Source organism: Deltaproteobacteria bacterium (assembly GCA_012522415.1).
Taxonomy (GTDB): Bacteria; Desulfobacterota; Syntrophia; order Syntrophales; family JAAYKM01; genus JAAYKM01.
Window position 1 is genome coordinate 1 of the sequence record JAAYKM010000141.1, and the last position, 26,264, is coordinate 26,264.

Annotated in this window: 24 protein-coding genes; 13 read left to right on the top strand and 11 right to left on the bottom strand. The window is 58.0% G+C overall.

Translation table 11 applies throughout. From position 1 onward, the window contains the following. The coding region (locus GX147_10465) for an adhesin (protein ID NLN61091.1) at window positions 1-1,070 on the top strand (1,070 nt) is incomplete at its 5' end. A 168-nt stretch (window positions 1,071-1,238) separates the two neighbouring features. Then, the gene (locus tag GX147_10470; protein NLN61092.1) at window positions 1,239-1,508 is read left to right on the top strand and encodes a hypothetical protein; all 270 of its coding nucleotides are present in this window, start codon (window positions 1,239-1,241) and stop codon (window positions 1,506-1,508) included. 196 nt (window positions 1,509-1,704) lie between these two features. Here the strand turns inward: GX147_10470 and GX147_10475 are convergent, their stop codons facing one another. Continuing rightward, window positions 1,705-2,394 (bottom strand): hypothetical protein, encoded by a 690-nt coding sequence (locus tag GX147_10475; protein ID NLN61093.1) that lies wholly within the window; start codon window positions 2,392-2,394, stop codon window positions 1,705-1,707. 271 nt (window positions 2,395-2,665) lie between these two features. Here GX147_10475 and GX147_10480 point away from each other — a divergent pair, with 271 nt between their 5' ends. The 7 genes from GX147_10480 (at window position 2,666) to GX147_10510 (ending at window position 11,267) form a co-directional block, all read left to right on the top strand. Continuing rightward, window positions 2,666-2,998: a divalent-cation tolerance protein CutA gene (locus tag GX147_10480; GenBank protein NLN61094.1), complete on the top strand. Its 333-nt coding sequence runs from the start codon at window positions 2,666-2,668 to the stop codon at window positions 2,996-2,998. Continuing rightward, window positions 2,999-3,997 (top strand): glucokinase, encoded by a 999-nt coding sequence (glk, locus tag GX147_10485; protein ID NLN61095.1) that lies wholly within the window; start codon window positions 2,999-3,001, stop codon window positions 3,995-3,997. Window positions 3,998-4,029: 32 nt separating this feature from the next. After that, window positions 4,030-5,769, top strand: coding sequence for a hypothetical protein (locus GX147_10490; protein ID NLN61096.1), 1,740 nt, complete (start codon window positions 4,030-4,032; stop codon window positions 5,767-5,769). A gap of 161 nt (window positions 5,770-5,930) precedes the next feature. Further along, the gene (amrS, locus tag GX147_10495) at window positions 5,931-7,172 is read left to right on the top strand and encodes an AmmeMemoRadiSam system radical SAM enzyme (GenBank protein ID NLN61097.1); all 1,242 of its coding nucleotides are present in this window, start codon (window positions 5,931-5,933) and stop codon (window positions 7,170-7,172) included. A gap of 18 nt (window positions 7,173-7,190) precedes the next feature. Continuing rightward, window positions 7,191-8,726: an AmmeMemoRadiSam system protein B gene (amrB, locus tag GX147_10500; GenBank protein ID NLN61098.1), complete on the top strand. Its 1,536-nt coding sequence runs from the start codon at window positions 7,191-7,193 to the stop codon at window positions 8,724-8,726. 65 nt (window positions 8,727-8,791) lie between these two features. After that, a complete protein-coding gene (locus GX147_10505) occupies window positions 8,792-9,535 on the top strand; it encodes a hypothetical protein (GenBank protein ID NLN61099.1) in 744 nt (247 codons plus the stop codon). 301 nt (window positions 9,536-9,836) lie between these two features. Next, on the top strand, window positions 9,837-11,267 hold the full coding sequence (locus GX147_10510) for a homospermidine synthase (protein NLN61100.1): 1,431 nt from the start codon (window positions 9,837-9,839) through the stop codon (window positions 11,265-11,267). A 26-nt stretch (window positions 11,268-11,293) separates the two neighbouring features. On the opposite strand, the gene GX147_10515 is transcribed toward GX147_10510, so the two are convergent. The 7 genes from GX147_10515 to GX147_10545 all read right to left on the bottom strand — a co-directional run bounded on the left by GX147_10515 (window position 11,294) and on the right by GX147_10545 (window position 18,332). Next, entirely contained in the window at window positions 11,294-12,223 is a 930-nt protein-coding gene (locus tag GX147_10515) for a 4Fe-4S binding protein (protein NLN61101.1), read from the bottom strand. Next, complete coding sequence (locus GX147_10520) at window positions 12,195-12,851, bottom strand: HAD family hydrolase (GenBank protein NLN61102.1); 657 nt, start codon at window positions 12,849-12,851, stop codon at window positions 12,195-12,197. Before GX147_10520 ends, GX147_10515 begins: the two co-directional genes overlap by 29 nt. Before the next feature lie 156 nt (window positions 12,852-13,007). Beyond that, window positions 13,008-14,039, bottom strand: coding sequence for an S-methyl-5-thioribose-1-phosphate isomerase (mtnA, locus tag GX147_10525; GenBank protein NLN61103.1), 1,032 nt, complete (start codon window positions 14,037-14,039; stop codon window positions 13,008-13,010). Next, the gene (gene gatB / locus GX147_10530; protein NLN61104.1) at window positions 14,036-15,421 is read right to left on the bottom strand and encodes an Asp-tRNA(Asn)/Glu-tRNA(Gln) amidotransferase subunit GatB; all 1,386 of its coding nucleotides are present in this window, start codon (window positions 15,419-15,421) and stop codon (window positions 14,036-14,038) included. Before gatB ends, mtnA begins: the two co-directional genes overlap by 4 nt. A 44-nt stretch (window positions 15,422-15,465) precedes the next feature. Next, on the bottom strand, window positions 15,466-16,923 hold the full coding sequence (gatA, locus tag GX147_10535) for an Asp-tRNA(Asn)/Glu-tRNA(Gln) amidotransferase subunit GatA (protein ID NLN61105.1): 1,458 nt from the start codon (window positions 16,921-16,923) through the stop codon (window positions 15,466-15,468). Between the two features lie 12 nt (window positions 16,924-16,935). After that, window positions 16,936-17,223: an Asp-tRNA(Asn)/Glu-tRNA(Gln) amidotransferase subunit GatC gene (gene gatC / locus GX147_10540; GenBank protein NLN61106.1), complete on the bottom strand. Its 288-nt coding sequence runs from the start codon at window positions 17,221-17,223 to the stop codon at window positions 16,936-16,938. A gap of 53 nt (window positions 17,224-17,276) precedes the next feature. Beyond that, window positions 17,277-18,332, bottom strand: a complete 1,056-nt coding sequence (locus GX147_10545; protein ID NLN61107.1) for a histone deacetylase — start codon at window positions 18,330-18,332, stop codon at window positions 17,277-17,279. Window positions 18,333-18,517: 185 nt separating this feature from the next. Here GX147_10545 and tatB point away from each other — a divergent pair, with 185 nt between their 5' ends. The 3 genes from tatB to GX147_10560 all read left to right on the top strand — a co-directional run bounded on the left by tatB (window position 18,518) and on the right by GX147_10560 (window position 21,704). Then, window positions 18,518-18,841, top strand: coding sequence for a twin-arginine translocase subunit TatB (gene tatB / locus GX147_10550; GenBank protein NLN61108.1), 324 nt, complete (start codon window positions 18,518-18,520; stop codon window positions 18,839-18,841). A 39-nt stretch (window positions 18,842-18,880) separates the two neighbouring features. Then, the gene (tatC, locus tag GX147_10555; protein NLN61109.1) at window positions 18,881-19,651 is read left to right on the top strand and encodes a twin-arginine translocase subunit TatC; all 771 of its coding nucleotides are present in this window, start codon (window positions 18,881-18,883) and stop codon (window positions 19,649-19,651) included. A 61-nt stretch (window positions 19,652-19,712) separates the two neighbouring features. After that, a complete protein-coding gene (locus tag GX147_10560; protein ID NLN61110.1) occupies window positions 19,713-21,704 on the top strand; it encodes a PBP1A family penicillin-binding protein in 1,992 nt (663 codons plus the stop codon). A gap of 108 nt (window positions 21,705-21,812) precedes the next feature. Here the strand turns inward: GX147_10560 and GX147_10565 are convergent, their stop codons facing one another. Genes GX147_10565 through GX147_10575 form a run of 3 tightly spaced genes read right to left on the bottom strand, consistent with a single transcriptional unit; the run spans window position 21,813 to window position 24,178 of the window. Beyond that, window positions 21,813-22,430 (bottom strand): cytochrome c biogenesis protein ResB, encoded by a 618-nt coding sequence (locus tag GX147_10565; protein ID NLN61111.1) that lies wholly within the window; start codon window positions 22,428-22,430, stop codon window positions 21,813-21,815. A 3-nt stretch (window positions 22,431-22,433) separates the two neighbouring features. Continuing rightward, complete coding sequence (locus tag GX147_10570; GenBank protein ID NLN61112.1) at window positions 22,434-23,465, bottom strand: zinc-dependent alcohol dehydrogenase family protein; 1,032 nt, start codon at window positions 23,463-23,465, stop codon at window positions 22,434-22,436. A 14-nt stretch (window positions 23,466-23,479) separates the two neighbouring features. Next, window positions 23,480-24,178: an MBL fold metallo-hydrolase gene (locus GX147_10575; protein NLN61113.1), complete on the bottom strand. Its 699-nt coding sequence runs from the start codon at window positions 24,176-24,178 to the stop codon at window positions 23,480-23,482. Between the two features lie 230 nt (window positions 24,179-24,408). Between GX147_10575 and GX147_10580 the strand changes: the two genes are divergently transcribed. Beyond that, complete coding sequence (locus GX147_10580) at window positions 24,409-25,713, top strand: pyridoxal phosphate-dependent aminotransferase (GenBank protein ID NLN61114.1); 1,305 nt, start codon at window positions 24,409-24,411, stop codon at window positions 25,711-25,713. Window positions 25,714-26,264: the final 551 nt, after the last annotated feature.

Sequence of the window (26,264 nt, forward strand, 5' to 3'; positions counted from 1 at the left end):
ATTACGCGACCGCCTTCGGCAACCTCAGCGAGGCGAGTGGTGAACGGTCCATGGCCCTGGGCAGCGAGAGTACGGCCAGTAACTTCGGCACCATAGCCATGGGTCATTACAGTGAAGCCAGCGGTTTCGGCGCCAACGCCTTCGGTTACGACGCGACGGCCGGCGGTGATTACGCGACCGCCTTCGGCAACCTCAGCGAGGCGAGTGGTGAACGGTCCATGGCCCTGGGCAGCCAGAGCACGGCCAGCGAATTCGGCACCATAGCCATGGGTCATTACAGTGAAGCCAGCGGTTTCGGCGCCAACGCCATCGGTTTCCAGGCCGAGGCAAGCGGTGATTACGCGACCGCCTTCGGCAACTACAGCGAGGCGAGCGGCGACCGGTCCATGGCCCTGGGCAGCCAGAGCACGGCCGGCAACTTCGCCACCATGGCCATGGGTCATTACAGTGAGGCGAGCGGTTTCGGCGCCATGGCCTTCGGCTATGACAGCGAGGCGAGCGGCGATTTTGCCAACGCTTTCGGCAACTACAGCGAGGCAAGCGGCACCCGGTCCATGGCCTTCGGCAGTTCCAGCGAGGCGAGCGGAAACCGGGCGGTGGCCTTCGGTCACTACAGCGAAGCCACGGCGAACGACGCGGCGGCTTTCGGCTACAACGCCAGCGCCAGGGCGGCCAACAGCGTGGCGATCGGCGCCAATTCGGTGGCCAACGAGGCGAACACGGTGTCCGTCGGTTCGGTCGGCAACGAACGGCGTATCAGCAACGTCGCGAATGGCATTTATGGAACGGACGCGGTCAATGTCAATCAGTTGAAATCAATGAGGCGTAAACTGGAGAAGTATGCGTCCAGAGGCGTGGTCGCAGCCCTGGCTATGCCGCCGATTTACATGCCGTCCGAGGGCAAGAAAATGGCCTTTGCGGCGGAAGCGGCAACCTGGGAAGGGGAAGGCGCCGTCGGCGCGGCCTTCGTTTACCGGATCAGCAAGCATGTCGGCGTGAACGTGGGCGCCAGCTTGCCCTTCTCCGGCGAGGAGCCCGCATTCCGGGGCGGCGTCGCCATAGAGTGGTAATTCAGAAGCAGGTTTGACTGAAAGGTCCGGGGAATGGTTTTCCCCGGACCTTTCTTTTTTGCGTTGTGGTGGCGGGGTATGCTTCCGCCCTTTCGGGCAAGGCCTGGGGCGAAACGGGACGCGTTTCCCCCCGGTCAATGACGCTTCCAGCGAGGGGGTTGCGCCGCCATGAGCGTGGTTGTCGTTTCGACTTTTCTTATCGTTTCAACTTCTCTTGTCGTTGCAACTTCTCTTGTCATCGCAACTTTTCTTATCGTTGCGACTTCTGTTCTCATTGCAACTTTTGCTGTCGTTCTGACTTCTCCCCTCATTGCGACTTCTGTTGTCATTGCAATTTTTTGTTGCCATTTCGACTTTTTTTCTCATCTCGATTTTTTTTGTCATTTCGACCGCAGGGAGAAATCTTTAAGCCAAGGCATTCCATCTATTAAGATTTGAGGGGACTGCGCCGCCATGCCAGCCTGGGCCACCAGGCGACCTTGTTTTGTCAACATACGGAAATGATTAGATTCTTCACTTCGTTCAGAATGACCGCGAGTCCTCGTTCAGCATGACCGTGGAACGCCATTCAGCGTGACCGCAAATCTTCGTCCAGGATGACCATGAATCTTTGTTCGGAATGACCGGCGGGATTCTACAGACCTTTGAACAGCAGCAGCCAGTCCTTGTTGAACTCCCGGGCTTTGGGCTCCGTAATCACGGGACTCCAGGGAGAGGGCACGCCGAGCAGGGCCATGAAACGACCGTTGATGGAGCCGTCCGGATAGATGATTTCCCGTAAAATCCAGCGGCGCTGCCGGACATCGTAATCGAAGACGAACCGATTGCGGATGACGCCGATCTGGGGCGTCCTGATCACGAAACAGGCGGCGTTGTTGACGTTCTTGATGGCCTCCTCGAGGCTGGACCACCCCTCCGGCGTTCCTTTGACGAAGCTCACGTTGCCGCAGGGTTTGTTGTCCGCCAGTTGCGTGTCCACGTCCACATGGGCGACGTAGGGGTAAAGGATGGAAGGGCTGGTCCTGATATCGTAGGCAAACTTGTCCATCTGAAAATGAACGACGGAAAAGGCCACCTGTTTGGGGTTCTCGGGAAAGGCCACCTTGACCAGCAATTTGGGATGCCTCTTGAAGAAGAGGTTGATTTTACCCGCGATCGGTTCGAAAGACCGGACGACGGCGTCTTCGGAAGCCCGGTCGCCGGTCTGGCCGGGGCAGATCGCCGGGAACGCGAGGCCCAGACACAGCAGAAAAGCGACGATTCGAGGCAACAGGCCGTGTCCGCCCATGGTTTTTTTCCGTCCCGCCGATAACGCCTTGACCATGTATGCCGAGACTCCTTTCAGATGAGCCGACTATAGAAACGCCGTTCCTCTCTGTCAAGAGAAAAGACGGGATGAGCATGACGGAATGCCCGGTGCGGCATAAAAGCGGATTTCGCCTTCCCCCCATGCCCTCTTCCCGTTCTTCCGTAACCACCCCGCGCGGCTGTCCTGAACCGGACAGGCCGCCGGTTGGGCCCGCGGGTTGAATCCGGTGTTGCGAAATAAGGTCAACCGTGTAAAATGAAGGGCAGTTCAATGCAGGAGGCGAGGCATGGCACGTTTTATCCAGGTGGTCACGACGACGGACAGCCGGGAACTGGCGGAGCGGATCGCCCGCTCGCTGGTGGGCGATCGTCTGGCGGCCTGCGTCCAGATCGACGGCCCCATGACGAGCATTTATCACTGGCGGGGTAAAATGGAGGAGGCGGAGGAATGGCGCCTGACCGCCAAGAGCCGGGCCGTTTTCTTCGACGACATCGCGGCGGCCATCCGGCGCGTCCATTCCTATGAGGTCCCCGAAATCATCGCCACCGAGATCGTTGGCGGGGACGAAACCTATCTCCGCTGGCTGGAGGAAGAGACCCGCCCGGGGGTGCGGAAGTAAATGTTCCTGGTCGGGGATATCGGCGGGACGAAAACCCGCCTGGCGATTTTTCCGTCCGCCATGGACAAACCGGCGCCTCTCAAGGAGGCGGTTTTCGCCAGCTCACATTATGCGGGACTGGAGGAGGTGGTCCGGGCCTTTCTGACCCCTGCCGCCGACGTGGTGGAGGCCGCCGTCTTCGGGGTGGCGGGACCCGTCGTCGACGGTCGTGTGAAACTGACGAACCTGCCCTGGGTGCTCGATGAGAACCACCTGAAAGAGACACTGGCCCTGAATGAGGTTTACCTGCTCAACGACATCCTGGCGACGGCGTCGGCCATTCCGGACTTGCCCCGGGAGGCCCTGCTCACCCTTCAGCGGGGGCAGGGGGATAATAACGGGAATGTGGCGGTCATCGCCCCGGGGACGGGCCTGGGCGAAGCCTTCATGACCCATCGGGACGGCCGATGGCGGGCCCACGCCACCGAGGGGGGGCACGCGGATTTCGCCCCCCGCGATGACGGTGAGCTGGCGCTCTGGCGCCGTTACAGGAAAGAAGGGGGGCGGGTATCCGTTGAGAGGCTTTGCGCCGGGCCGGGTATCGCCCGGATATACGGGTATCTGCTGGAGGCGGATCGGGGTGGGATGGATCCGGGGGATTCACAAGGATCCGACGATGCCCGGGACCCCGTGCCGGGCATCGTCGCTGCGGCCCTGCGCGAGACCGACCCGTGTCCGCTCTGCGTGAAGACCATGCGTCTGTACGTGACGCTCCTCGGGGCGGAGGCGGGGAATCTGGCCCTGAAGGTCATGGCGACGGGCGGCGTGTATCTGGGCGGGGGGATTCCCCCGCGCATCGCGCCCTTTCTGCAGGAGGAGCCGTTCCTCCGGGCCTTTCGGGACAAGGGGCGCATGTCCGGTCTCATGGAACGGATGCCCGTCCATGTGATTCTGGAGCCGCGGGCGGCGCTCCTGGGGGCGGCCTCCTGGTTTTTGAGGGAAAAGGGCGCTCCGACTTGATTCCACCCGGCGCGTAATACAGGTGCGGGGTCATGGATAAAACAAAGGCCCCAGATAACCAGAGGATGGATATGGGCATGAAAATCATTTTCGCCACCGACGTTCACGGATACTTCGAGAGGGTAAGAATCCTTCTGGATCAGACTGCGGCGGATGTATTCATCATTGCCGGCGACCTGATCGACATCCCCTTTTACACGATGAACACCGCCATGAACTACCACGAGTTGCAGACCTTTTTCCACAGTCTCCGGCGAAGAACGGGGCGGGAGGACCTGTATATCGAGGATTTCGTCGACAGCCTTCTGGATGCGGCGGAAACGACGGATGAAGTTCGGGAGAAGGGGGAAAAGTATCAGGAATACACCGACCGGGCGCGACGAGTCATGCGGCAGAAGTACCGGGTTCTGGCGAACATGATGGCCTTCAAACCGGAGGCGAAGGTGTACTGCCTGCCGGGTAATTACGACATGAACCTCAAATTCACGGCGCTGCACAAGCGGGATCTCCACCTGCACGCTTACGATGTCGGGGGGCTGCAACTCGCCGGTTACGGCGGCGCGGACCTCTGGACACCGGGGGTGCCGGAAAAGTACGTCATCCACCACAACGCCGGGATCGGTGTCGATGTCGAAAAAAATGAAATGTACCAGTTCTTCAAGACCACCGGCCCGGACATCATCGCGGTTCACCAGCCCGCCCACGGTATCCGGGACCGGGTCACGACCTACGGAACCTCCGGATCGCCATCGCTCCGGGTATATTGCGACACCCATGACGTCCTGCTCTGCCTGTTCGGCCACGTCCATAACGAGTGGGGCGTCCAGGAATCCCAGGGAACCGTTTACATGAACCCCTCCATCTTCGGCGAGGTGACGGAACTTTCCGGCCGGGTCGCCGAGGGGGGCTTTTTTTATGAAATCGAACTGGAGGAACGTCAGGTTCAGCGTATCGTTTACCGCAAACTGGTGGAAGAACATATCTACGATATTGCGGAATATGTCCGTGAAAACGGCCGCCTCGTGGAGCGGATCATCGACGGGGAGCGTTACGAAGCGCACCGGCGGGGGGAGAACTACGACGCCCGGGTGGAGAAATACTCCCACATTCCGGAGTTCGAATTGTACAACGAGATCAAGCATTTTTACCGTTCCTTCCAGACCTCTGAAACGGACGACCGCCTGGAACTGCTGGAGGAGGTCGCCCTCCGCTTCGATGAAAAGATCCATCAGGATATCGCCATGGACGTCATGGGATCCGTCAACATGGGCCTGTCCCAGCCCGGATCGGATATCGATTTCGTCCTTTACGTGCGTTGCATCAACGAATGCGACAAGGAATTTCAACACTGCGACCGCTACCAGGAGGCCATGCGCTCCGTTCAGGAGATCATCGGCGGAGAATACGACTTCCAGATCATGGACTGCATCAACCTGAACATCGTGGAACAGGCCATCCGCGAGAAGGACTACGAATCCGAAATCCTCCAGCGCTTCGTCGCCTACCGGGCCATCTGCCGTCCGATCAATTACCGGGCCCTCGCCCCCATCGAGGATATGCTGAACCGGGACATGGAATTCCGCCGGGAATTGGAAGGAAGCATCCGGTCGTTTCTCCAGATCTTCATCAACACCTCCCAGCACACCCGTTCCTTCGACAAATACGAGAAGCGGCTGAGACAATTGGGAATCAAGCTCCCCGACCCGATCCGCGACAAGGTGCAGACCTACCTGCGGATCAAGGACGGGGAGTGGATGAGGGAACCGATCTGACCTTGACGACGATCGGCGTCCTGAATGCCGGGGCGGCCGCGGGATGAAGGGAAGGCCGGATGGATGGGCCGGTCCTCCTGTAAAGGCCGTCGCGGGTTTTTACGTGTTCGCGCCTCCTCCCTCCAAGGGGGGCGCTGAAAGTCTGTAAAGAAAGGTGCACCATGCTTTCCCGACGGGAACTGCTCAAAACCGCGTGGGGATATACCCCCTGTCTGGCGGGGCTTTCGCTTCTGCTTTCTCCTTCCCTGGCCCGGGCGAAGCCGAATTTACGCGATCGCTTCCGGGGTCCGCCCCGGACGGAGGATTATACGGGGGAACTCATCCGCACGGCCCCACGGGCCCGCTTCTGGACGGCGCCGTCACCCGAAGGCGGTGATTGCTCACTCTGCCATCCCCCGGGAATACGGGGGAAAACCCACCGGCACCGCTCCCGTATCGTCAAATGCCTCCTCTGCGCCCAGGGTTGCGTGATCCGCGAGGGAGAACGGGGAAAATGCCGGACCCGGATCAACATCGACGGGGAACTGCGGAGTCTGGTCTATGGCCGCCCCCTTGCCGTTCATGTCGATCCCATCGAAAAGAAGCCCTTCTATCACTTTCTCCCCGGGGCGGACGCCTTTTCCCTCGGCACGGCGGGCTGTCCCCTCCACTGCAAATTCTGCCAGAACTGGGAACTTTCCCAGATCAGGCCGGAGGATCAGCCTGCCGTCCGCGTACCCCCGGACAAACTGGTCCGTGCCGCCGGGGAGCGCCGCTCGCCGGTTATCGCGTTTACCTACAACGAGCCGACGGTGTTTACGGAATATCTCCTCGATATCGCACGCCTGGCCAAAAAGGAGGGACGCCGTTCCGTTCTGGTCAGTTGCGGGTTCATGAATGAGGCCCCCCTGGCGGAGATGTGCGCAAGCCTCGATGCAATCAAGATCGACCTGAAGGGCATCAGCCCGGATTTCTACCGTCGGGTATGCGGCGCGGAGCTGACCCCCGTTCTGCGGAGCATCAGGCAGATAGCCGGAAGCGGGACACATCTGGAGATCGTCAACCTCGTCGTGCCGACCCTCAACGATTCGGACGCCATGATGAAGAACCTCTGCGACTGGGTGGCCGGGGAACTGGGCCCGGATGTGCCGGTGCATTTCAGCCGCTTCCATCCGGACTACCGGATGTTGAACCTGCCCCCGACGCCGGTGAAAACGCTGGAACGGGCACGGGAGATCGCCATGGCGCGGGGGATTCGTTACGCCTATATCGGCAACGTACCCGATCATCCGGGAAACCATACCTATTGTCCCCGGTGTCGAAAGGTGATAATCAGGAGGAGTAGTTTCTTTATTAACGAGGTACGGATAAAAAACGGCCGGTGCGCTTTCTGCGGCGAGAAGATAGCCGGGGTATGGTCTTAGGGGAGGATGAGGCGACCCATGATCAGAAAATGGATGGGAGCGTTGATCTTCGGGGTTTTTTTATTAGGGGGTGTGATGATGGAGGCATGCGGAGAATCTTCCGGATCGGTCAGGTCTCCCGCTGTGGCGGGTCAGTTTTATTCCGATTCAGCCCCGGTTTTGAGACTGGGGATTGAAAATTACATGGGGGCCGCCTTGCCGGCGAGCGTCAAAAAGCCGATCGCTCTGATTCTGCCCCACGCGGGCTATATTTATTCCGGCCAGGTGGCCGCCGACGGGTACAACCAGGCCAGAACCGAGCCCGTCGATGTGGTGATCCTCCTGGGAACAAACCACGCGTCGGCGGGGTTCCGGAAAATCGCGCTCTACCCGGGCCGGGGATTCCGAACCCCCCTGGGTATCGCGGAAATCGATCAGGACGTGACCGGCGAACTGCTCAGGGAAAATCAGGATTGCGTGTCCGACGAAGGGGTTCACGGGGCGGAGCACTCCATCGAAGTGCAGGTGCCCTTTGTCCAGGTGGTTTTCCCCAAGGCGAAGATTGTCCCGGTTCTGATCGGAACCCCTGACCCGCAGATGTGCGAGAGGCTGGGGCAGTCCCTGGGCAAAATCCTGAAAAATCGGAGAGCCCTGATTGTGGCGAGTTCGGATCTTTCGCATTATCCCTCGGCCGAGGAAGCCGAGGCCTCCGATCTGGCCGTGCTGGATGCCATCGTCACCCTCGACCCGCGCAACCTGCTGGATACGATCCGCACCCGGATGAGCCGGCGGATACCGAACCTCCACCCCTGCGCCTGCGGCGAAGGGCCGATCATGGCGGCCATGGCCGCCGCGAAAGCGCTGGGAGCCGAAGGGGGACGTGTCATCAGCTACGCCCACTCGGGGGATGCCATCATCGGAGATCCGAATCGGGTTGTCGGTTACGGCGCCGTAGCCCTGACAGGCGAGCCGGAGCGCCGCGATTCCCGGTTTCTGGAACAGCCTGCGCCGGCGACTTCGGAGACGCGCCTAACCCCGGAGGAGAAAAAAGCGTTCCTGGCCTTTGCCCGGCAGTCGATCACCTGGCACCTGACCTCGGAGACCCTGCCCCTGGCGCGCGGCTTCGGGCCGCTTCTGCGGCAGCACCGGGGGGTGTTCGTGACCCTCAAGAAACGGAATCAACTCAGAGGCTGCATCGGACGGCTGGTGCCCGACATCCCCCTGGGGAAACTGGTCGGCACGATGGCTCTCCAGTCGGCCCTCCGTGATCCGCGTTTCTCTCCCGTCAAGGCATCCGAACTGCAGGATCTGGAGGTCGAAATTTCCATTCTCACACCCATGAAACCCGTTTCGGGTTATCAGGATATCGTTGTCGGGCGCGACGGGGTCGTGCTCGAAAAAAACGGCCGTTCCGCTGTCTTTCTCCCCCAGGTCGCGCCTGAACAGGGCTGGGATCGGGACACCATGCTCGACCACCTCGCCATGAAAGCGGGCCTGCCGCAAAACGCCTGGCGTCGGGATGCACGATTTTCCACCTTCCAGGCCATCGTCTTTCACGAAGGAGAATTCGAATAGGACACGCGACAGGGGATGCCGAAACCTTGCCATCCCAGGAAAATCATTGTCACCAAGGAGCACAAATGGCCGCGCCTCGATCCCGGACACTATTTCACTTCACCAAGAACCTCAACGTCCTGAAAAACATCATCAGGCGCGGTTTTTTCCCGAAATACAGCCTCGAGGACATTGCCTGGTTCGTCGCACGGGAAATCGACGCCGTGGCCTACCCTGTCGTCAGTTTTTGCGACATCCCCCTCAGCCGTATAACGGACCACGTCAGCTTTTACGGCCAGTATGGAATCGGCATGAGGCGAATGTGGGGCATCACGAACGGCTTCAATCCCATCGTGTATGTGTCGGAAACGAGCGACCTGGCGACGCTGATGAGACAAATATCGCAATCGTGCATCGCCGCCCATAAGGCGGATAAAAAGGAAACCCACCTCGATAACTACCGGCGTCTCGTGGGTTTCTGCAAACCCCTCGAAGGAAAAATGCTCGTAGGGGGTCAATTGGTTTCAAAAATCTTCTATCAGGAATCGGAGTGGCGCCATCTTGCCACGCACGAGGCGATTCCGAATTATCTGTCGAAAGGAGAGTACCACAATCCCCAAATCCTGGGCCCGGCCAACGAATCGGCGGCGAAGCACTGCCCTTTGAAGTTTACACCGCAGAACGTCAAATACATCTTTGTACGGACCGAAGATGACATCCCCGAACTGGTCAGCTTTATCCACGATGAACTCGCTCATTTTCCCCAGCGGGACCTTCAGACCCTTATCGCCAAAATCGTCACACAGGATCTCATTGCCAACGATATCTGACCGGGCCCGCGCCCGATCCGAAACTCTTGAACCCAAACGGACGATCCCGGAAATGGATGCCCCGCCGGACCGGATCGGATCTCCATACCTCCAGGATAGGCCCTGCCATCGTTGCGCCGTCCTCCTCGTGCACCCCGCCCATCCCATCGGTTAATTTCCATTGACATTCCTCCAAGCCCGTCCTAGGCTCACAGCGCCTCCGCGGAGACCATGGCGGTGAAGCGTGTCGGAACGGGAGGTTCCCAGGGCCTTGCAGCGGTGCAATGCGGCGGCGAAAATTCAGGAAACACAGGGGGGAAACATGGAAAACACCTCCACGTTTTGCTTTGAGGGCCGCATCATCATGATTGGCTGCGGCAGCATCGGCCAGGCCATGCTGCCGGTTATAGGCCGGCATCTTGAGGGCATTCACAGCCGGATGGTGGTTCTATCAGCCGATGAAGCCGGCCGGGGGATTGCGGAGCGCTGCGGCACGAAGTTCATCCACTGCAACCTGACGCCGGGCAACTACCGTACGATATTGCAGCGTTACGTTCGCAACGGCGACCTCGTGCTGAATCTGTCCATAGACGTCTCCAGTATCGACTTGATTCGATTCTGCGCGGAGCGGGGCGCCCTGTACGTGGACACCTCGATCGAGCCGTGGCCGGGTGTATTCGACAACCCCATGCTGGAGCTCCATCAACGCACAAACCACGCCATCCGTGAAGAAATCGTCGATCTGGCGGGGGAACTGGGTCCCGATTCCCCAACCGCCGTGGTCGATCACGGGGCAAACCCGGGCCTCGTGTCCCATTTCGTCAAGCGCGCCCTCATCGATCTTGACCGCATCGTCCGCAACGGGAACGCGAAACCGTCGAGCCGCGAAGAATGGGCCCACCTCGCGCGTGACCTCGGAATATCCACCATTCAGATATCCGAGCGCGACACACAGGCCAGCCGACAGCCGAAACGCCACGGCGAATTCATCAACACCTGGTCCATAGACGGCTTCGTGGACGAATTAATGCAACCGGCGGAACTCTCCCTCGGCACCTGTGAAAGAAGGCGGCCACGGGGGGCACGTGAACACCGTCCAGGCTCCCGGACCCTGTACCTGGGACGCCCTGGGGCGAGCACCTTTGCGCGTAGCTGGGCGCCGTCGATCGGCGGCTTTCAGGGCATGCTCGTCAGCCATGACGAGGTCTTCTCGATTGCGGACTACCTTTCGATTCGCGACGGCGATACATTCCTGTATCGACCGAGCGTGATGTTCGTGTACCACCCCTGTGACGACGCGATGCTGTCCGCGCTGGAACTGGAAGGAAGGGGATGGATCATGCAGCCTTCCTGCCGGCGCCTTGGAACGGATATTGTGGAGGGCATGGATGAACTCGGCGTTCTGCTGGCCGGTCACGAAAGAAACGCCTACTGGTATGGTTCGCAGCTCACGATCCAGGAAACACGTCAAAACGTGGCCTATGCGAACGCGACCACCGTGCAGGTCGTGGCGGGGGCTATCGCCGCCGTGTTATGGGCCATACGCCATCCGAGGCGGGGTGTGGTCGAACCGGAGGAGCTGGACTTCGAGGATTGCCTCGCGAAGGCGGAACCCTACCTGGGCCGCCTGGTGGGTGAGTTCACGGAGTGGACCCCCCTGGATGGCCGCGGCAAGTACTTCCCGGAAAAGCTGGACGTCGAAACCCCCTGGCAACTTCAAAATGTCCGCAGCAGACAGTGGTACGGTGAATAAGGATCAGGGAAGGATCGGGCGGGGCGTCACGCGGAGCCGTCCTGTACCTCCAGGACCGGTTCCCGGACAAACGGTGTTTTACGGCCCGGGAGGGCGTGATATTTGATCGCCGGGTAGCCTAAGGCGATGACACTGTAAACCGTTTCTTCCTTTGGCATGTCGAGGAGCCGCTTGATACGGGCGTCTCTTTTTACGGCTTCAACGGCAAAGCCGATGAGACAGGTACCGAGACCCAGAGCGTGGGCCCCCAGGAGGATATTCTGGGTGGCCAGGAGGGCGTCCTCCGCCGGACAAGAGGCGCCGGGACAGCAGCTTACGATGATCGCCGCCGGGGCGCCGTGGAACAGGCGGTCCCGAGCGCTCAGCCGCCATTCCGCGAGAACGTCGGCGACACGGTCATGATAATGCCGGTGATATACATCGAGTTCCGTTTTTCCGCACCACTTCAGGGCATGACGCAACCAGGTCATTTCGGAAATACGATTGAGGCGCCGGTAGAAGTCGGCGATCCGTTCCCCAAAGACGACCACGTCCCTACGGGAGGAAACGAGGGTGAAACGCCAGCGCTTGCTGTTCGTACCGGAGGGCGCGGTTACGCCGATCCTGACCAAATCCCGGAGTATCTCCCGGGCTACGGGCTGGTCCGTATAGCGGCGGCAGGAACGACGGGAGGCCATGAGACGGGCGAGTTCCGCCACATCGTATTTTCCCCAGGGGAGCCAGTCCGCCTTCCCCTGAAAGGTTTCAAAGACGTGGGGGGTCGGCTCAAGACTGGTGACCGTGATGGCCCCGACGGGACAGACGGCCGCGCACTGGCCGCAGGAGAGGGAACGCTTCCCCGTGACCACCGCTTTTCCATCCACCATGGACAGGGTGTCGGACGGGCAGATTTCCACACAGAGACCGCAGCCGTTGCATCGGTCCGGGTCAACGGATGTAAAAATCCGACAGCTCATCGACCATGCTCTCCAGGTAGGTGAACAGATCCTCGGGCCGTTCCGCCATGAAATCGGGATGGGCCGCCATGAGACGTTCCGGGGAATGCCAGCCCCAGGTTACGCCCACGGCACGGACACCCGCCTGGCGGGCTTCCCGGATATCCCCCGCCGTGTCACCGATATAACAGATCCGGTTCTGGGCGACACCGAAGAGGTACATGGCGAGGTTGATTTTTTCCCCCTTGCCGTAGGCCGTGTCGGATCCGAGGATTTCCTCGAAATAGCCATCGATTTGATAAGCGTCCAAAGCCCTCCGGATGATATCGCTGGTATTGGACGAGATGATCGCCAGAACATGATCCCGGTACAGAGACTCCAGGACGGGGAAAAGAAACCGGTGGGGTTCCAGGTCCTCGTAATGAATCTCATCTTGAATATCCCTTGACGCCGCCACAAATTCCTGCAGGTCCACCCCCCTTTTCACGATTCCCTCATAGAAGTTGTCCTCGAACAGGTCAAGGAAATCCTCCCGGCTCTGAACGATGGGGTGCCCGATTTTTTCCAGGCAGGATTTGACGGTCCGCTCATAAACGGAAAGGGAGTCGACGATGACGCCGTCGAAGTCGAACAATAGAAGTTTTGACATGTGCTTGTTATCCTTTGCGATCGATATGCGGTTATTTCAACCGGTCTCTCCGTCCTTCACGTCGAAGGGACGGCTCTGGTTTACCCCTGTTGCGGGAATGCGGGATCCCCCAGGCTTGGTCACACACGACGGGCTTATTCCGTCTCGGTTGCCCGGTCAAGTGAAATCGTACGGCGGCCGGACAACCCCTGTTTCCGTAATGATGCCCGTAATGTACTTCCCAGGCGTCACGTCGAAGGCGGGATTGAAGACCCGGACGCCCTCCGGGGAAACCCGACATCCCCCCCAGGAGGTCACCTCTTCCGGGTCCCGCTCCTCGATGGGAATGGCGGCGCCGTCCGGCGTGGCCGAATCCACGGTCGATGACGGGGCGGCAATGTAAAAAGGAATCCCGTGCTCCTTCGCCAAAACCGCAAGGGTATAGGTACCGATCTTGTTGGCCGAGTCGCCGTTTCTGGCGATGCGGTCGGCGCCGGTGATGATTTTGGCGATTTTCCCCCGGGACATGAGAAACCCCGCCATGCTGTCCGTAATCAACGTAGCGGGAATACCCTCTTTCATCAGTTCCCAGGCCGTCAAACGCGCCCCCTGAAGAACCGGGCGGGTTTCATCCACAAAAACATGTACGTTCTTACCCTGCCCCACGGCCGCTCGTATTACCCCGAGAGCCGTCCCGTAGCCCCCTGTGGCGAGCGCTCCGGCGTTACAGTGGGTCAGGATCGCGTTCCCGTCCTGGATCAGTTCCGCCCCAAACGCGCCGATTTTCCGGTTGCAGATAATATCCCCTTCCAGGATCGCCTTTGCTTCAGCGACCAGGGCTCCCCTGAGGCGGGGGGCGTCGAAAGGGGCTGCGGACTGGAGGGTACGGGCAAAGCAGGCCTCCATACGCTCGACGGCCCAGAAGAGGTTGCGGGCCGTGGGGCGGCTGGTCCGAAATTCCCGGCACAGGACATCAAAAGTTTCCCGGAATGCGGACGGGGACGTATCCGGCGCCTGCAACATGCCCAGGGCAATCCCCATGGCGGCGGCGATGCCGATGGCCGGGGCGCCCCGGATGGTGAGATCGTTGATCGCCTCTATCACCTCCCGATAATCTTTGCAGGAGAGGTGGACTTCCTCGCGGGGCAAACGTTTCTGGTCGATCATGACGACCGTATCGTCCCGCCAGTCAATCGTGCGAATCATCACGGTCCCAGCCTCTTCTGCAGGAGATCATTGACCAACTGCGGGTTCGCTTTTCCCTGGGTGGCTTTCATGACCTGCCCGACGAAATACCCGAAGAGCTTGTCCTTACCGCCGCGATACTGGGCAAGCTGGTTCGGGTTGGCGGCGATGACCTCGTCAACCACCCGGGCCAGGGCATCCTCGTCGGTAATCTGGACCAGGCCCTTTTCCTCGATGATCGTCCGGGGTGACTTTCCCGTCTTGTACATTTCCTCGATGAGGTCCTTGGCCATTTTACCGCTGATCGCGCCCTCCTCGATCAGGCATATCATATCACCCAGGGACGCGGCAGAGACGGGACAGGCCTGGATATCCGCCCTGTCTTCATTGAGAAGGCGCAGGAGATCCCCCTTGACCCAGTTGGCGGCGGGCCTGGGTTTGCCGCAGGCCCTCACCACCTCTTCGTAATATGCGGCCAGAGGTCTGGTCATCGTGAGCACACCGGCATCGTAGGCCGTGATTCCATACTCACGGACAAAACGCTCCCTCTTTTCCAGGGGCAGCTCGGGAAGCGTCGCCGCCACTTCCTGAATCCAGGCCTCGTCCACATGCAGGGCGACCAGATCCGGATCCGGGAAATACCGGTAGTCATGGGCCTCTTCCTTGCTGCGCATGGAAAGGGTGACGCCCCGTGCATCGTCCCACAGACGTGTTTCCTGAACAACCTCACCGCCGCTTTCCAGAATGTACGCCTGGCGCTTGATCTCATACTCCAGGGCCCGTTGAACATGACGGAAGGAGTTCAGGTTCTTCAGTTCCGCCCGGGTGCCGAAGGCTTCCCGCCCCTTCGGGCGCAGGGAAATGTTGGCATCGCATCGGAAGCTCCCCTCCTCCATGTTGCCGTCGCAGATTTCCAGATAGACGAGCGTTTCATGAAGACGACGCAGATACAGCGCCGCCTCCTCCGGACTCCGGATATCCGGCTCCCCGACGATTTCGATGAGAGGGACCCCCGCCCGGTTGAGATCGACGTAGCTTGAAGGCATGTGTTCGTCGTGAACGAGTTTCCCCGCGTCTTCCTCGATATGAATCCGGATCAGGCCGATGCGTTTTTCCCCCGCATCTGTTTCAATATCCACATAACCCTTTTCGGCCAGCGGCAGGGCGTACTGAGAAATCTGGTATCCCTTGGGCAGGTCGGGGTAGAAGTAGTTTTTCCTGGCAAAATTGCTCATCAAATTGATCCGGCACCGGGTCGCCAGGGCCATCTTCACGGCGAATTCCACAACGGTTCTGTTCAGGACGGGGAGTACGCCGGGCATCCCCAGGCACACAGGACAGGTCCGGGTGTTCGGCGCCGCCCCAAATTCGGCGGAGCAGCCGCAAAAAATCTTTGATTTGGTCATCAGCTGGGCGTGAACTTCCAGCCCGATCACCGGTTCGTATTCCGTCACAGGGAAGGCCTCCTTCTCTCGATTGCGGCAAGCCGTTCATAGGCGTGGGCGATCTGCATGAGTTTACCCTCGTCGAAAGGCCCCGCCAGGAACTGGACCCCGATGGGAAGCCCTCCGGAACTGAACCCGCAGGGCACGGAAATACCGGGGATACCGGCAAGGTTGGCGGAGATGGTATAAATATCGGACAAGTACATCTGCAGAGGATCGTTTATTTTTTCCCCGAGCAGGAAAGCCGGGGTCGGCGAAGTCGGCGTCAAGATGACATCGCACCGCCTGAAAGCCTTTGCGAAATCTTCCTTAATCCGGGCGCGCACCTGGGAGGCCTTCTTGTAGTAGGCGTCGTAATAACCGGAGGACAGGGCGTAGGTTCCCAGCATGATCCGGCGTTTGACTTCCGCTCCAAAGCCTTCGGAACGGGACTTTTCGTACACCTCCAAAAGGTCCCGGGCGTTCTCCGCCCTGTATCCGTATCTGATTCCGTCGTAGCGGGCCAGGTTGGAGCCGGCCTCGGCGGTGGAGACGATGCAGTACACGGCCACGCAGTAGTCCGTATGGGGCAGCGTCACCTCCACACACCGGGCCCCCGCGTCTTCAATGACCCCGATCGCCCTCTTCACCGCCTCAAGAACATCCGGGTCAAGGCCTTCCGCAAAATATTCTTTGGGAATGCCAACGTTCCAGCCGGATATGTCCCTGTCGAGAAAAGTTTTATAATCCGGAACGTCGATTTTCGCCGAGGTCGAATCTTTCGGGTCATGTGCACAGATGGCGTTCATCATGATGGCACAATCCTCCACATCCTTTGTGAGGGGCCCGATCTGATCCAGAGACGAGGCGAAGGCGATAAGACCGAAGCGGGACACCCGCCCGTACGTTGGTTTCATGCCGACAACCCCGCACAACGCGGCGGGCTGGCGGATCGAGCCGCCCGTGTCGCTCCCCAGGGATGCGATGCACTCATCGGCCGCCACCGCGGCGGCGGCCCCTCCGCTGGATCCCCCGGGGGTACGCCCCAAATCCCACGGATTACGGGTAACGCCGAACCAGGAAGTTTCCGTCGAAGACCCCATGGCGAATTCATCCATATTGGCCTTGCCGACAAAGACGGCCCCGGCCCGTTTCAGGGCCTCCACTGCGGTGGCGTCGTAGGGCGGAACGAAATCCCGCAGCATACGGGAGCCGGAGGTTGTCCTGAACCCGGCCGTGCAGAGCACATCCTTCAGGGCAACGGGGATACCGCAGAGGTCCTCGTTATCGCCGGCTTCGATGCGCCGGTCCGCCTCTGCAGCGCTCCGGAGGGCCTCGTCCCTCATCAGGGCGATGTAGGCGTGAACCCTGTCTTCCACGGCATCGATTCGCCTGAAGACGGATTCGGTCACGGCAACGGCGTTCACCTCACCCGTCCGGAGCTTATCCCGTAACGCGTGAATGGTCAATTGATGCAATTCCATTTGATCCTCTATTTATTCTATAATTTTGGGCACTTGAAAGCTTCCGCCATGCGTTTCGGGCGCATTGGCCAGGGAGGCTTCGTTTGTCAGGGAGGGGGTCACGACGTCTTCACGGAAGGCGTTCGTCATGTCCATGGCGTGGTTCATGGGTTCGACACCGATTGTATCCACCTGGTTCAACTTGTCGATGTACGACAGGATATCGTTCAGATCCGACGTGAAGGCTTCCACCTCCCGGGGGCTGAATTTCAGGTGCGCCAACTGGGCGATGTACTCGATTTCCTTTTTATTGATTGTCAATTCGTATTCCTTTCACCGTGTCTCGTCCCGGCCACAGCCGCCGGCTCCAATCGTCATAAACCCGGCCAGAACGGTCTGATTTGCGCCATAACCCGATCGAGTTCCGCGTGCCCTCCCCGGCTCGATGAATCGATCCGTTCAAGGGCCTCCTCCGTTACGCGGGTTTCATCCCGCAATTCCCGCAGCACCGCCTGAACCGACGCGGCCAGCGCCGCAAGGTTATATCCGCCCTCCAGAACCAGAACGATTCTTCCCCCACAACAGCTATCGGCTTCCGTCATCAGGATGCGGGTCAAGGCGGCGTATCCCGAACTGGTCATCCGCATAGACCCCAGGGGGTCGTCTTCGTGGGCGTCGAACCCCGCCGATACGAGAATCAGATCCGGCTTGAAGTGCCGGATCAAGGGGGCCAGAATCCTCCGGAAGGCCCGGACATACAACCCGTCGTCGGCATCCCAGGCAAACGGGCAGTTAATCGTAAACCCCTTGCCCTTTCCACGCCCGACCTCCCTCAGATGGCCCGTTCCCGGATAAAAGGGAAACTGATGGACTGAAAAATACAGCACACGGCAGTCGTCGTAGAAGCTGTGCTGGGTTCCGTTGCCGTGATGAAGATCCCAGTCGACAATCAAGACCCGTTGGACACGGTGATGACGCAGGGCATAGCGGGCGGCGACGGCCACATTGTTAAAAACGCAGAATCCAGCGGCGCGATCCACTTCGGCATGGTGCCCGGGTGGACGGACAAGGGCGAAGGCATTGTCGAGGCGGCCGTCCATAACGTGGTCCACGGCGTGACAAAGGCTGCCGGCGGCGAGACAGGCGACGTCGTAGGTTTCCTCCGTCGCGTCCGTATCCGGATCAAGGGGGACGAGCCGACATCCTTTCGTCCCGGCGATCCGGTCGATATAGGCGCCGTCATGGACAAGTTCCAGTTCTTTCCGGGCGGCGAAACGGGCCGGTATCTCAAAGAAGCGGTTCGCCATGTCCGGCGCATCCAGCATCTTGTAAACGGCCCGCAATCTGGCCGCCGATTCCGGATGGGTCGGGTCGATCCCGTGGAGGAGGAAGCGACGGTCCCTGACGACACCTGTCTTACGATACACCATCGATGTTTACCCGCATGTACGGAGGGGGCCGGAAAACCTCGCCCACACGATAACCGCGTCCCGCCTCTACCATAAAACCCACCGAAAAGCAAAAGAATTCAGCCCGTGTATGGTTTTATAAATCCGTTGACAAACGGAAGAGGGCGACGATATAGTTCCAGGAATCGACCTCCAGGAGTTGCAATATGTTTGGTATCGGCATGCCGGAAGCCATTTTAATCGGTGTTGTGGCGTTGATTGTCGTGGGTCCGAAAAAACTGCCGGAACTTGCCCGCACACTGGGAAAAGGGCTGAGTGAGTTCCGCAGAACCGCAAGCGATGTGGCAGACGAATTTAAGGAAACCATCCAAACCGACGAAATCAAGAAGGATGCCGAGTCCATAAAGCCCGTTGCCCCTGACGACGGGAATGAGAAAAGCACGGAGGATACGGCCCCCCCGGTTCCACCTGAAGCCCGTCCCGCGGATTCATCACCACCCGCCACAAAAGGGGATGCCCCCGAAGCATGATTTCCCGGATACATCACGATAAAGACCCGAGGTTCGTTTATGGAGAACGCCGTTGAAGAAAAGTTGCCTTTGACCGCACACCTGGAGGAATTGCGTAAGAGGCTGATGTACGTGCTCGTCGTGGTGGGGCTTGGCTTCGGGGCCTGTTACCTGTTCAAGGACTGGTCTTTTCGGATCATTACCCGGCCTCTGATAAAGGTTCTTCCCGAACACACCTCCCTCATCTACACGGGATTGCCGGAGGCGTTTTTCATCCACATGAAGATCGCTTTTTTTGCGTCCCTCTTTCTGACAAGCCCCTACACCCTCTACCAGATCTGGAAGTTCATTTCCCCGGGTCTTTACACGCGGGAGAAGAAATATGTTGTTCCCTTCGTCCTTTCTTCAACCGTATTGTTCGTCGCCGGGGTTCTTTTCGGTTATTTCATCGCCCTGCCGCCGGCATTTCATTTTTTCGTGTCCTTTTCTACGGACGTCCTGAAACCCATGGTTTCTTTCCGGGAGTACCTCGGACTTACGATGAAGTTCTTGCTGGCATTCGGCATATCCTTTGAAATGCCTGTCTTCATGTTCTTTCTGACGAAACTGGGCATCGTCAATGCGACCATGCTGTCGCGCCAACGCCGATATGCAATCCTGTTGATTTTTATCGCCGCGGCCGTCCTGACCCCCTCCCCGGATTGTCTGAGCCAGATTTTGATGGCCGTGCCCCTGATGTTCCTCTACGAACTCAGCATTCTTGTTTCTAAAATCGCGGGGCGGAAAGGAAACGACACGCCCTCAGTGGAGAAGGACACGGATGGTCGCTAAAAGCAAGTCGACGCGTAAGGCCTCGCCCCGTAAAGATTGGTTAAAATCGAAGCTCCTTCGAATGCTTCTGGTGTTTTTTTTCCTCTTCCTGCTTGCGGTCCTGTTCGGCAGCAGCGTGGTCTACTATCTGCTGCTCCAAGAATTGCCGAGTATCGCCGCCCTCAAGGATTTTCGCCCCAGCATCGCCACCCGGGTCTACGGGGACAACAACGAACTGATTGACGAGTTCTTCCTGGAAGACCGAAAACTGATCAAGGTTGCCGATATTCCCCGCTACGCCGTTCTCGCTTTCGTGGCGGCGGAGGATGCCCGGTTCTTTCATCACCGCGGCTTTGATCCCCAGAGCATCACCCGGGCGTTTTACAGGAACCTCGAAGCGGGCAAAATTGTCCAGGGGGGAAGCACGATCACCCAGCAGGTTGCGAAATCACTTTACCTCTCTCCGGAGCGACGCTACATCCGTAAAATCAAGGAGGCTATTTTAGCCTACAAAATCGACCGTTATCTGACCAAGGAAGAAATTCTCAACTTGTATCTTAATTATATTTATCTCGGACATGGAACCTATGGAATCGAGGCGGCCTCGGAAGGGTACTTCGGCAAGAGCGCCCGATACCTGACCCTGGCGGAGGCAGCCATGCTGGCCGCCCTTCCCAAGGCGCCGAACAACTATTCACCCTTTCTACATTACGATAAGGCCCGGGAACGGCAGACCTATGTCCTGTCACGCATGGTCGAGGACGGCCACATTACCCCCGAACAGAAGACGGCCGCCCTGCAGGCGCCCCTTGTTCTTCGTTCCTTCAGGCCCAGGGAAAAAATTGCTCCATATTTCATCGAAAACGTCAGGCGTTACGTCCAGGGAAAATACGGCAGCGACGTGTTGTATAAAGAAGGGCTGGAGATATATACGACGCTGAACATTTCCATGCAGAAGAGTGCGAACGAGGCGATGGAAAGGGGGTTGAAGGAACTCGAGTCCCGGGGCAATTATAAACAGGAACCGCTGCAAGGGGCGCTTTTGTGCATGGATGCGAAAACCGGGGCCATTCGGGCCATGGTGGGCGGCAGAGATTACACGAAGAGCGAATTCAACCGGACAACCCAGTCCGTCCGGCAGCCGGGTTCCGCTTTCAAACCGATTATCTATACGGCGGCGTTCGACAAGGGCCTGACACCTGCAACCCTTCTGATGGATTCGCCTCTTGTATTCGAAGATCCTTCCCAACCGGGAGGTCTTTGGAAACCTAAAAATTTCGACGGGAAGTTTCTCGGCCCGACCACTCTGCGTCACGCCCTGGTTCACTCGCGCAATGTCATCACGGTGAAACTCCTTCAGGAAATCGGCGTGGACTATGCGACATCCTATGCCGCGAACATGGGCATCACGTCACCCCTCCCCAGAAATCTTTCCATCGCCTTGGGTTCATCAGGGGTGACCCTGCAGGAAATGGTCCGCGCTTACGGCGTTCTTGCCCATGGCGGCAAGCGGGTCGCCCCCTACTTCATCAAGAGAATCGTTGATCGGACCGGACATGTTTTTGAGGAATCACGGATTGTCGAAGAACAGGTCATTGATCCGCGGATCGCCTTCCTGACCACACACATTCTGGAGGATGTCGTGGAAAGCGGCACCGGAACCCGCGTGAGAAGTATTCGGCGGCCCGTGGCAGGCAAGACGGGAACCACCAACGATAACCGTGACGCCTGGTTCATCGGGTTCACCCCCTCCCTGGTGACGGGCGTCTGGGTTGGTTTCGACAGAAAAGAGACCCTTCGCAGGGAAGAAGTCGGCGGCCGGGCGGCCGCCCCAATCTGGCTCTATTTTATGGAAAAAGCCCTGCAAAGTTATCCCGTGGAGGTTTTTCCGGTACCGGAAGGGATCGTTTTCGTCAAGATCGATCCCGGGACGGGCCTGCCGGCCGGTCCCGCCGCGGGCAGTACCGTCTTTGAGGCGTTTCTGGACGGCACCGTGCCGGACGATGACACGGTTATGAACACGGATCCGTCGTACGAAGGCATGTACCAGGGCAGCGGGGCTGTCCCCTATTGATCCCGATTCTCAACAGATCAAAACAGCTATCCTTCCAGGTCCCGCCTCGGGAATCCCCGGGGGATGGAATCTTTCCGGGCTCGTCCAGGGAACAAAGATCAGGGATTCCTAGAAGTTGGTCAAGGGCGGATGGTCGTAACCCGCCCCATGAGCTGCCCGCCACCGCAAAAGCAAAACCGCCGTATGGGCGAAAAAGCCTGCGGACAGGCCCCCTTTCTCTCCTTCCAGAACGGTCTTGTGGCCGTGATCCTTCCTATACAGCCGATGGAAGTGCTTTTTGATGATGTATTCCGCGCGTTGCGCCGTATCGCGGAAGGCCGTTGCTGAAAGGATAATCTCTGCATTCTCTGAAGACGGCATCCGTATGGCCCTGTCGGCTCGGCGGCTCCCGGAGAAGCGCTTGCCCGGGGAGCCGGCCAAACGGTACCAGGTACAGCAGATCAGGTTCAGCGCCAGCAGCAGCGCCAGCAAGGCGAACCAGAACGAATGGAAGATGTCGTAAAACTGCAGGGCGTGGAAAACGGTATGGAGCAGGGCATACTTGCCGGAGATGGCTTCCGCAGCGGGCCCGCCCTGGGGAAGCAGGGTGCCGACAGCGGACAGAACGGCGATGCCGATCAGGATGAAGACCGTTGTTCTGACCGAGGAGAGGCCTTTTTTTATCCTCCCGAGAATCGTGGCCGTCTCTTGTACGGAGGGGTGTGCATTTTTTTGCCAACCATCGATCGATCACGCGTTGACGATCAAAACCTTGGCCCCCCGGACCTTGCCATCCCTGAGATCACAGAGGGCCCGATTGGCCTCTTCCAGTGGATATGCCTGGACCTGAGGCCGGATGTTCATTTGCGCCGCAATCTGGAGAAATTCCACGATGTCCTGACGGGTGACATTGGCAACACTTTTGATTTCCTTTTCCAGCCAGAGTTGGGCGGCATAATCCAAGGCAAGCAGATTGTCCTTGTCATCTTCCTCCTTGCGAATGGCATTGATGACCAGGCGTCCCCCCGGGGCAAGGTTTTTCAGGGCCTCTGTAACCGGTCTCCAGGCCGGCGTCGTATCGATGATCGCGTGCATCCGCTCCGGCGACTTCTCATCCGTATGGCCGGCCCAAACGGCACCCAGTTCGCGGGCGAAGGTCCGTTCTTTTGGATTGCGGGCGAATACAAACACCCGCGTTTCGGGGTCCCTGTAAAGGGCCATTTTCAAAACGAGGTGGGCGGAGGCCCCGAACCCGGTCAGGCCCAGATTCTGGCCATCCCGGAGCCCTGCCAGACGAAGGGACCGGTAGCCGATGGCCCCGGCACATAACAACGGCGCCGCTTCCACATCCGTAAAACACACCGGTATCGGATAGGCAAAATCCACCGGCACGGTCGTGTATTCCGCATATCCGCCCGCTCTATCCCGTCCGGTGGCTTCGAAGGCATCACACAGGTTTTCACGGCCGCTCCGGCAGAAAGGACATTTCCCGCAGGTCGAATGAATCCAGCCGATACCGACGCGGTCACCGGATTGAAATTTTTCGGCACCCTCACCCGCCGCCACAACCCTGCCTATGATCTGGTGGCCAAGAATCATCGGCAGACGGGCCGGAGGGGTTCTTCCCTCAATTTCATCCAGTTCGGTGTGGCAAACACCGCATGCACTGACTCGCAAGAGAATTTCACCCCCTCTGGGAACCGGCACCGGAATCTCTTCCGCGTCAAGGGGGCTTCTGTTTTCCTCGAGCAATCCGATTTTATTGAGGATCATGGCTTTCATGGGTTTTTGTCCAGTTATAATGTCATCAAGGATTGCCAACGTTCCCATTCCGTGCTACAGGGCAACCCCTGATTTTTCAGGAGGGTGATGATTTTTTCGTCGTTGAAACGCAGGTACGGATTGATTTTGCATTCATCCGCCATGGTGGAAAAAACATGCTCCGGATCGTAATCGGCCAGAAACCGTTCCAGATCAGCGTTGTCCGGCTCCAATTCACGGGCGAAGAAAATGGAATCCCGCACGTAATCATGACCGGCGTAGATGATTGTCTTGCCGGGCAGGGACATCAGTTTCTTGATGGATTGATGAAACAGATCGGTCCGGCCGGAAAAACAGTTGCCGATGGTGCCGTTAAAGAGCGTGTCGCCCGTGATGAGGATGTTCCCCACATGAAAACACAGGGAATCGTCCGTATGACCCGGTGTCGAATAAACAAAGACCGGTTCGTCGTCCAGATCGAGCCGTTCATGTTGTGCCAGATTCCGGCATGCGATGAATTGCGCGGGATAGCGTTGCCGGAAATAATCATTACCCGACGTGTGGTCGTAGTGGTGATGGGTGTTCAGTACATACCGGAGAGTCAGGTCACGTTCTTTAATGAGTGAGGCGATTTCGTGGACGGCTCCCCCGTCTATGACCATGGCAGATCTCCGTCCATACACAAGATAGGCAAGATTGTCTGCAGAGTAGCGGAACTGGGCCACAGCGAGCATGGACGGGTACGGACTCCTTTCGATGTTCACTTTGAAAGAACTTTAACACAAGAGGTGGAGAAAGCAAAGACGCAAGGAACACGGCCTGTCCGGATCCTCGGAGACCGGCATGCCGCGGTTTATCGCAATTTATTTCTGGTCATTTTTGATGGAATTGTGTATAAATGACAGAATTTGTTTGACTTACCTACACGATCATTTATTCATGAAGAAGGGGCAAATGAACGACTATGAGATTCGATATTGCCAAAGGCGGAAGCGGATTAAGCTACGAGATCAGACGGATCGTGGCGGTGGCCAGCAAGCTCAAGGAATACGGCACCGAGGTTGTCTGGGAAAACATCGGTGATCCGGTCCAGAAGGGTGAAACGATTCCTGGCTGGATGAAAGAGGTCCTCTGCGAGATCATGCATGAAGACTCGAGCTATGCCTACTCACCAACGCGGGGCATGAACGAAACCAGGGATTTTTTGGTCGAACAGGTCAATGAACGCGGTGGAGCGCAGATTACCCCCGATGACATTCTTTTCTTCAACGGTTTGGGGGACGCGATTGCCAGGGCGTACAGTGCAATCCGTGTGGACGCCCGTATTATCTTGCCGGAACCGACCTACTCAACCCATTTTCTGGCGGAAGTGCTCCACGCTTCGTTTCCACCGAACACCTACCGAATGAACCCCTATAACAAGTGGGCACCGGATCTTCGTGAGCTGGAACAGAAGGTCAAAAGCCACAGTTCCATCGTAGGTATTCTCGTGATCAACCCGGACAATCCGACGGGGTACGTTTACCCGGAGGAAACGCTCCGCCAGATGGTTGCGATCGCCAAGGAATACGACCTTTTTGTCATTGTCGATGAAACATACCGGAACATCGTCTATAACGGAAAAAAGACGACCCTTCTGTGCGATGTCATCGGCGACGTGCCGGGAATCAGCATGAAAGGCATTTCCAAGGAGTTCCCCTGGCCGGGCTCCCGTTGCGGCTGGATGGAAGTGTATAATGCCCACAGGGACGAAGTGTTCAGCCGTTACGTCGATGCGATTCTGACGCAGAAGATGTCGGAGGTCTGTTCAACCACCCTGCCGCAAGTTGCCATTCCGAGGATTTTCCCTCACCCTGAATACGGGAAATATTTGGAATCCCGGGTACGGCACTATGAAAAACTCGCCAACATTGCCTACAACATTTTAAAGGATGTTCCCTTTCTGATCGTGAACCGCACGAACGGCGCATTTTATATGACGGCGGTCTTCAACGAATCGGTGCTCAACGATAAACAGCAGCTGCCGATCGAGCATCCCGAGATCAAGCAATATATCGAAGCCCTGGCCGATGATAAAATCTCACTGGACAAGCGGTTCGTCTATTATCTCCTGGGGGCGACAGGGATTTGCGTCGTTCCTCTGACGTCCTTTTTTACGTCCGTCCCCGGGTTCCGCATGACCTTACTGGACAAGGATGTCGATAAATTCAAGCATGTCGTCACGACAATAGCGGAAAAAATCGTCGAATACATCGAATCGGCCAGATAATTTCCGGTAATGCATCCATGAGCCGTGTTGAGAAATACCTCTCAAGAAGGGCTCCCTTCATTTTTTTGTTTTCAAGTGAAAAATTTCTGACGTGTTCGAAAAAAAATCCTTTTCGAGGCGGTCAAAACAGATCTTTGCATATTTTTCTCCTTGACATGCCAGATGGGAATACGGTAAGTGTTACGTGTAGCGGCTTTTCAGTCCTGAAAAGTTGCTGCAACCGTTCTTGTTTTGAGACCTTTGACAGACTACCAGTTGGATGCCGAATCTTTCAGGAGAACCGTGAAAAGATGATTCACCAGACAAGTGATTCGAAAACAGGCAGGCAACATCCCATCGTGTCAACTTCCAGCGTGCTTTGCTACGGCAAGACACGGTCAAGATATAGCAACAAAAATAAAATAGATTTCTCCTCGGGGAAAACAGCGAACACAAGAGCCATATTCTAAAGATTCGGAATAATGGCTTTTTTTGTTTCTTTGTGTTGTCATATTGCAACGGGAGGAGGTGATTTTTTATTTGGCAGGGGGGGGTTGGGTATGGGCTGACAG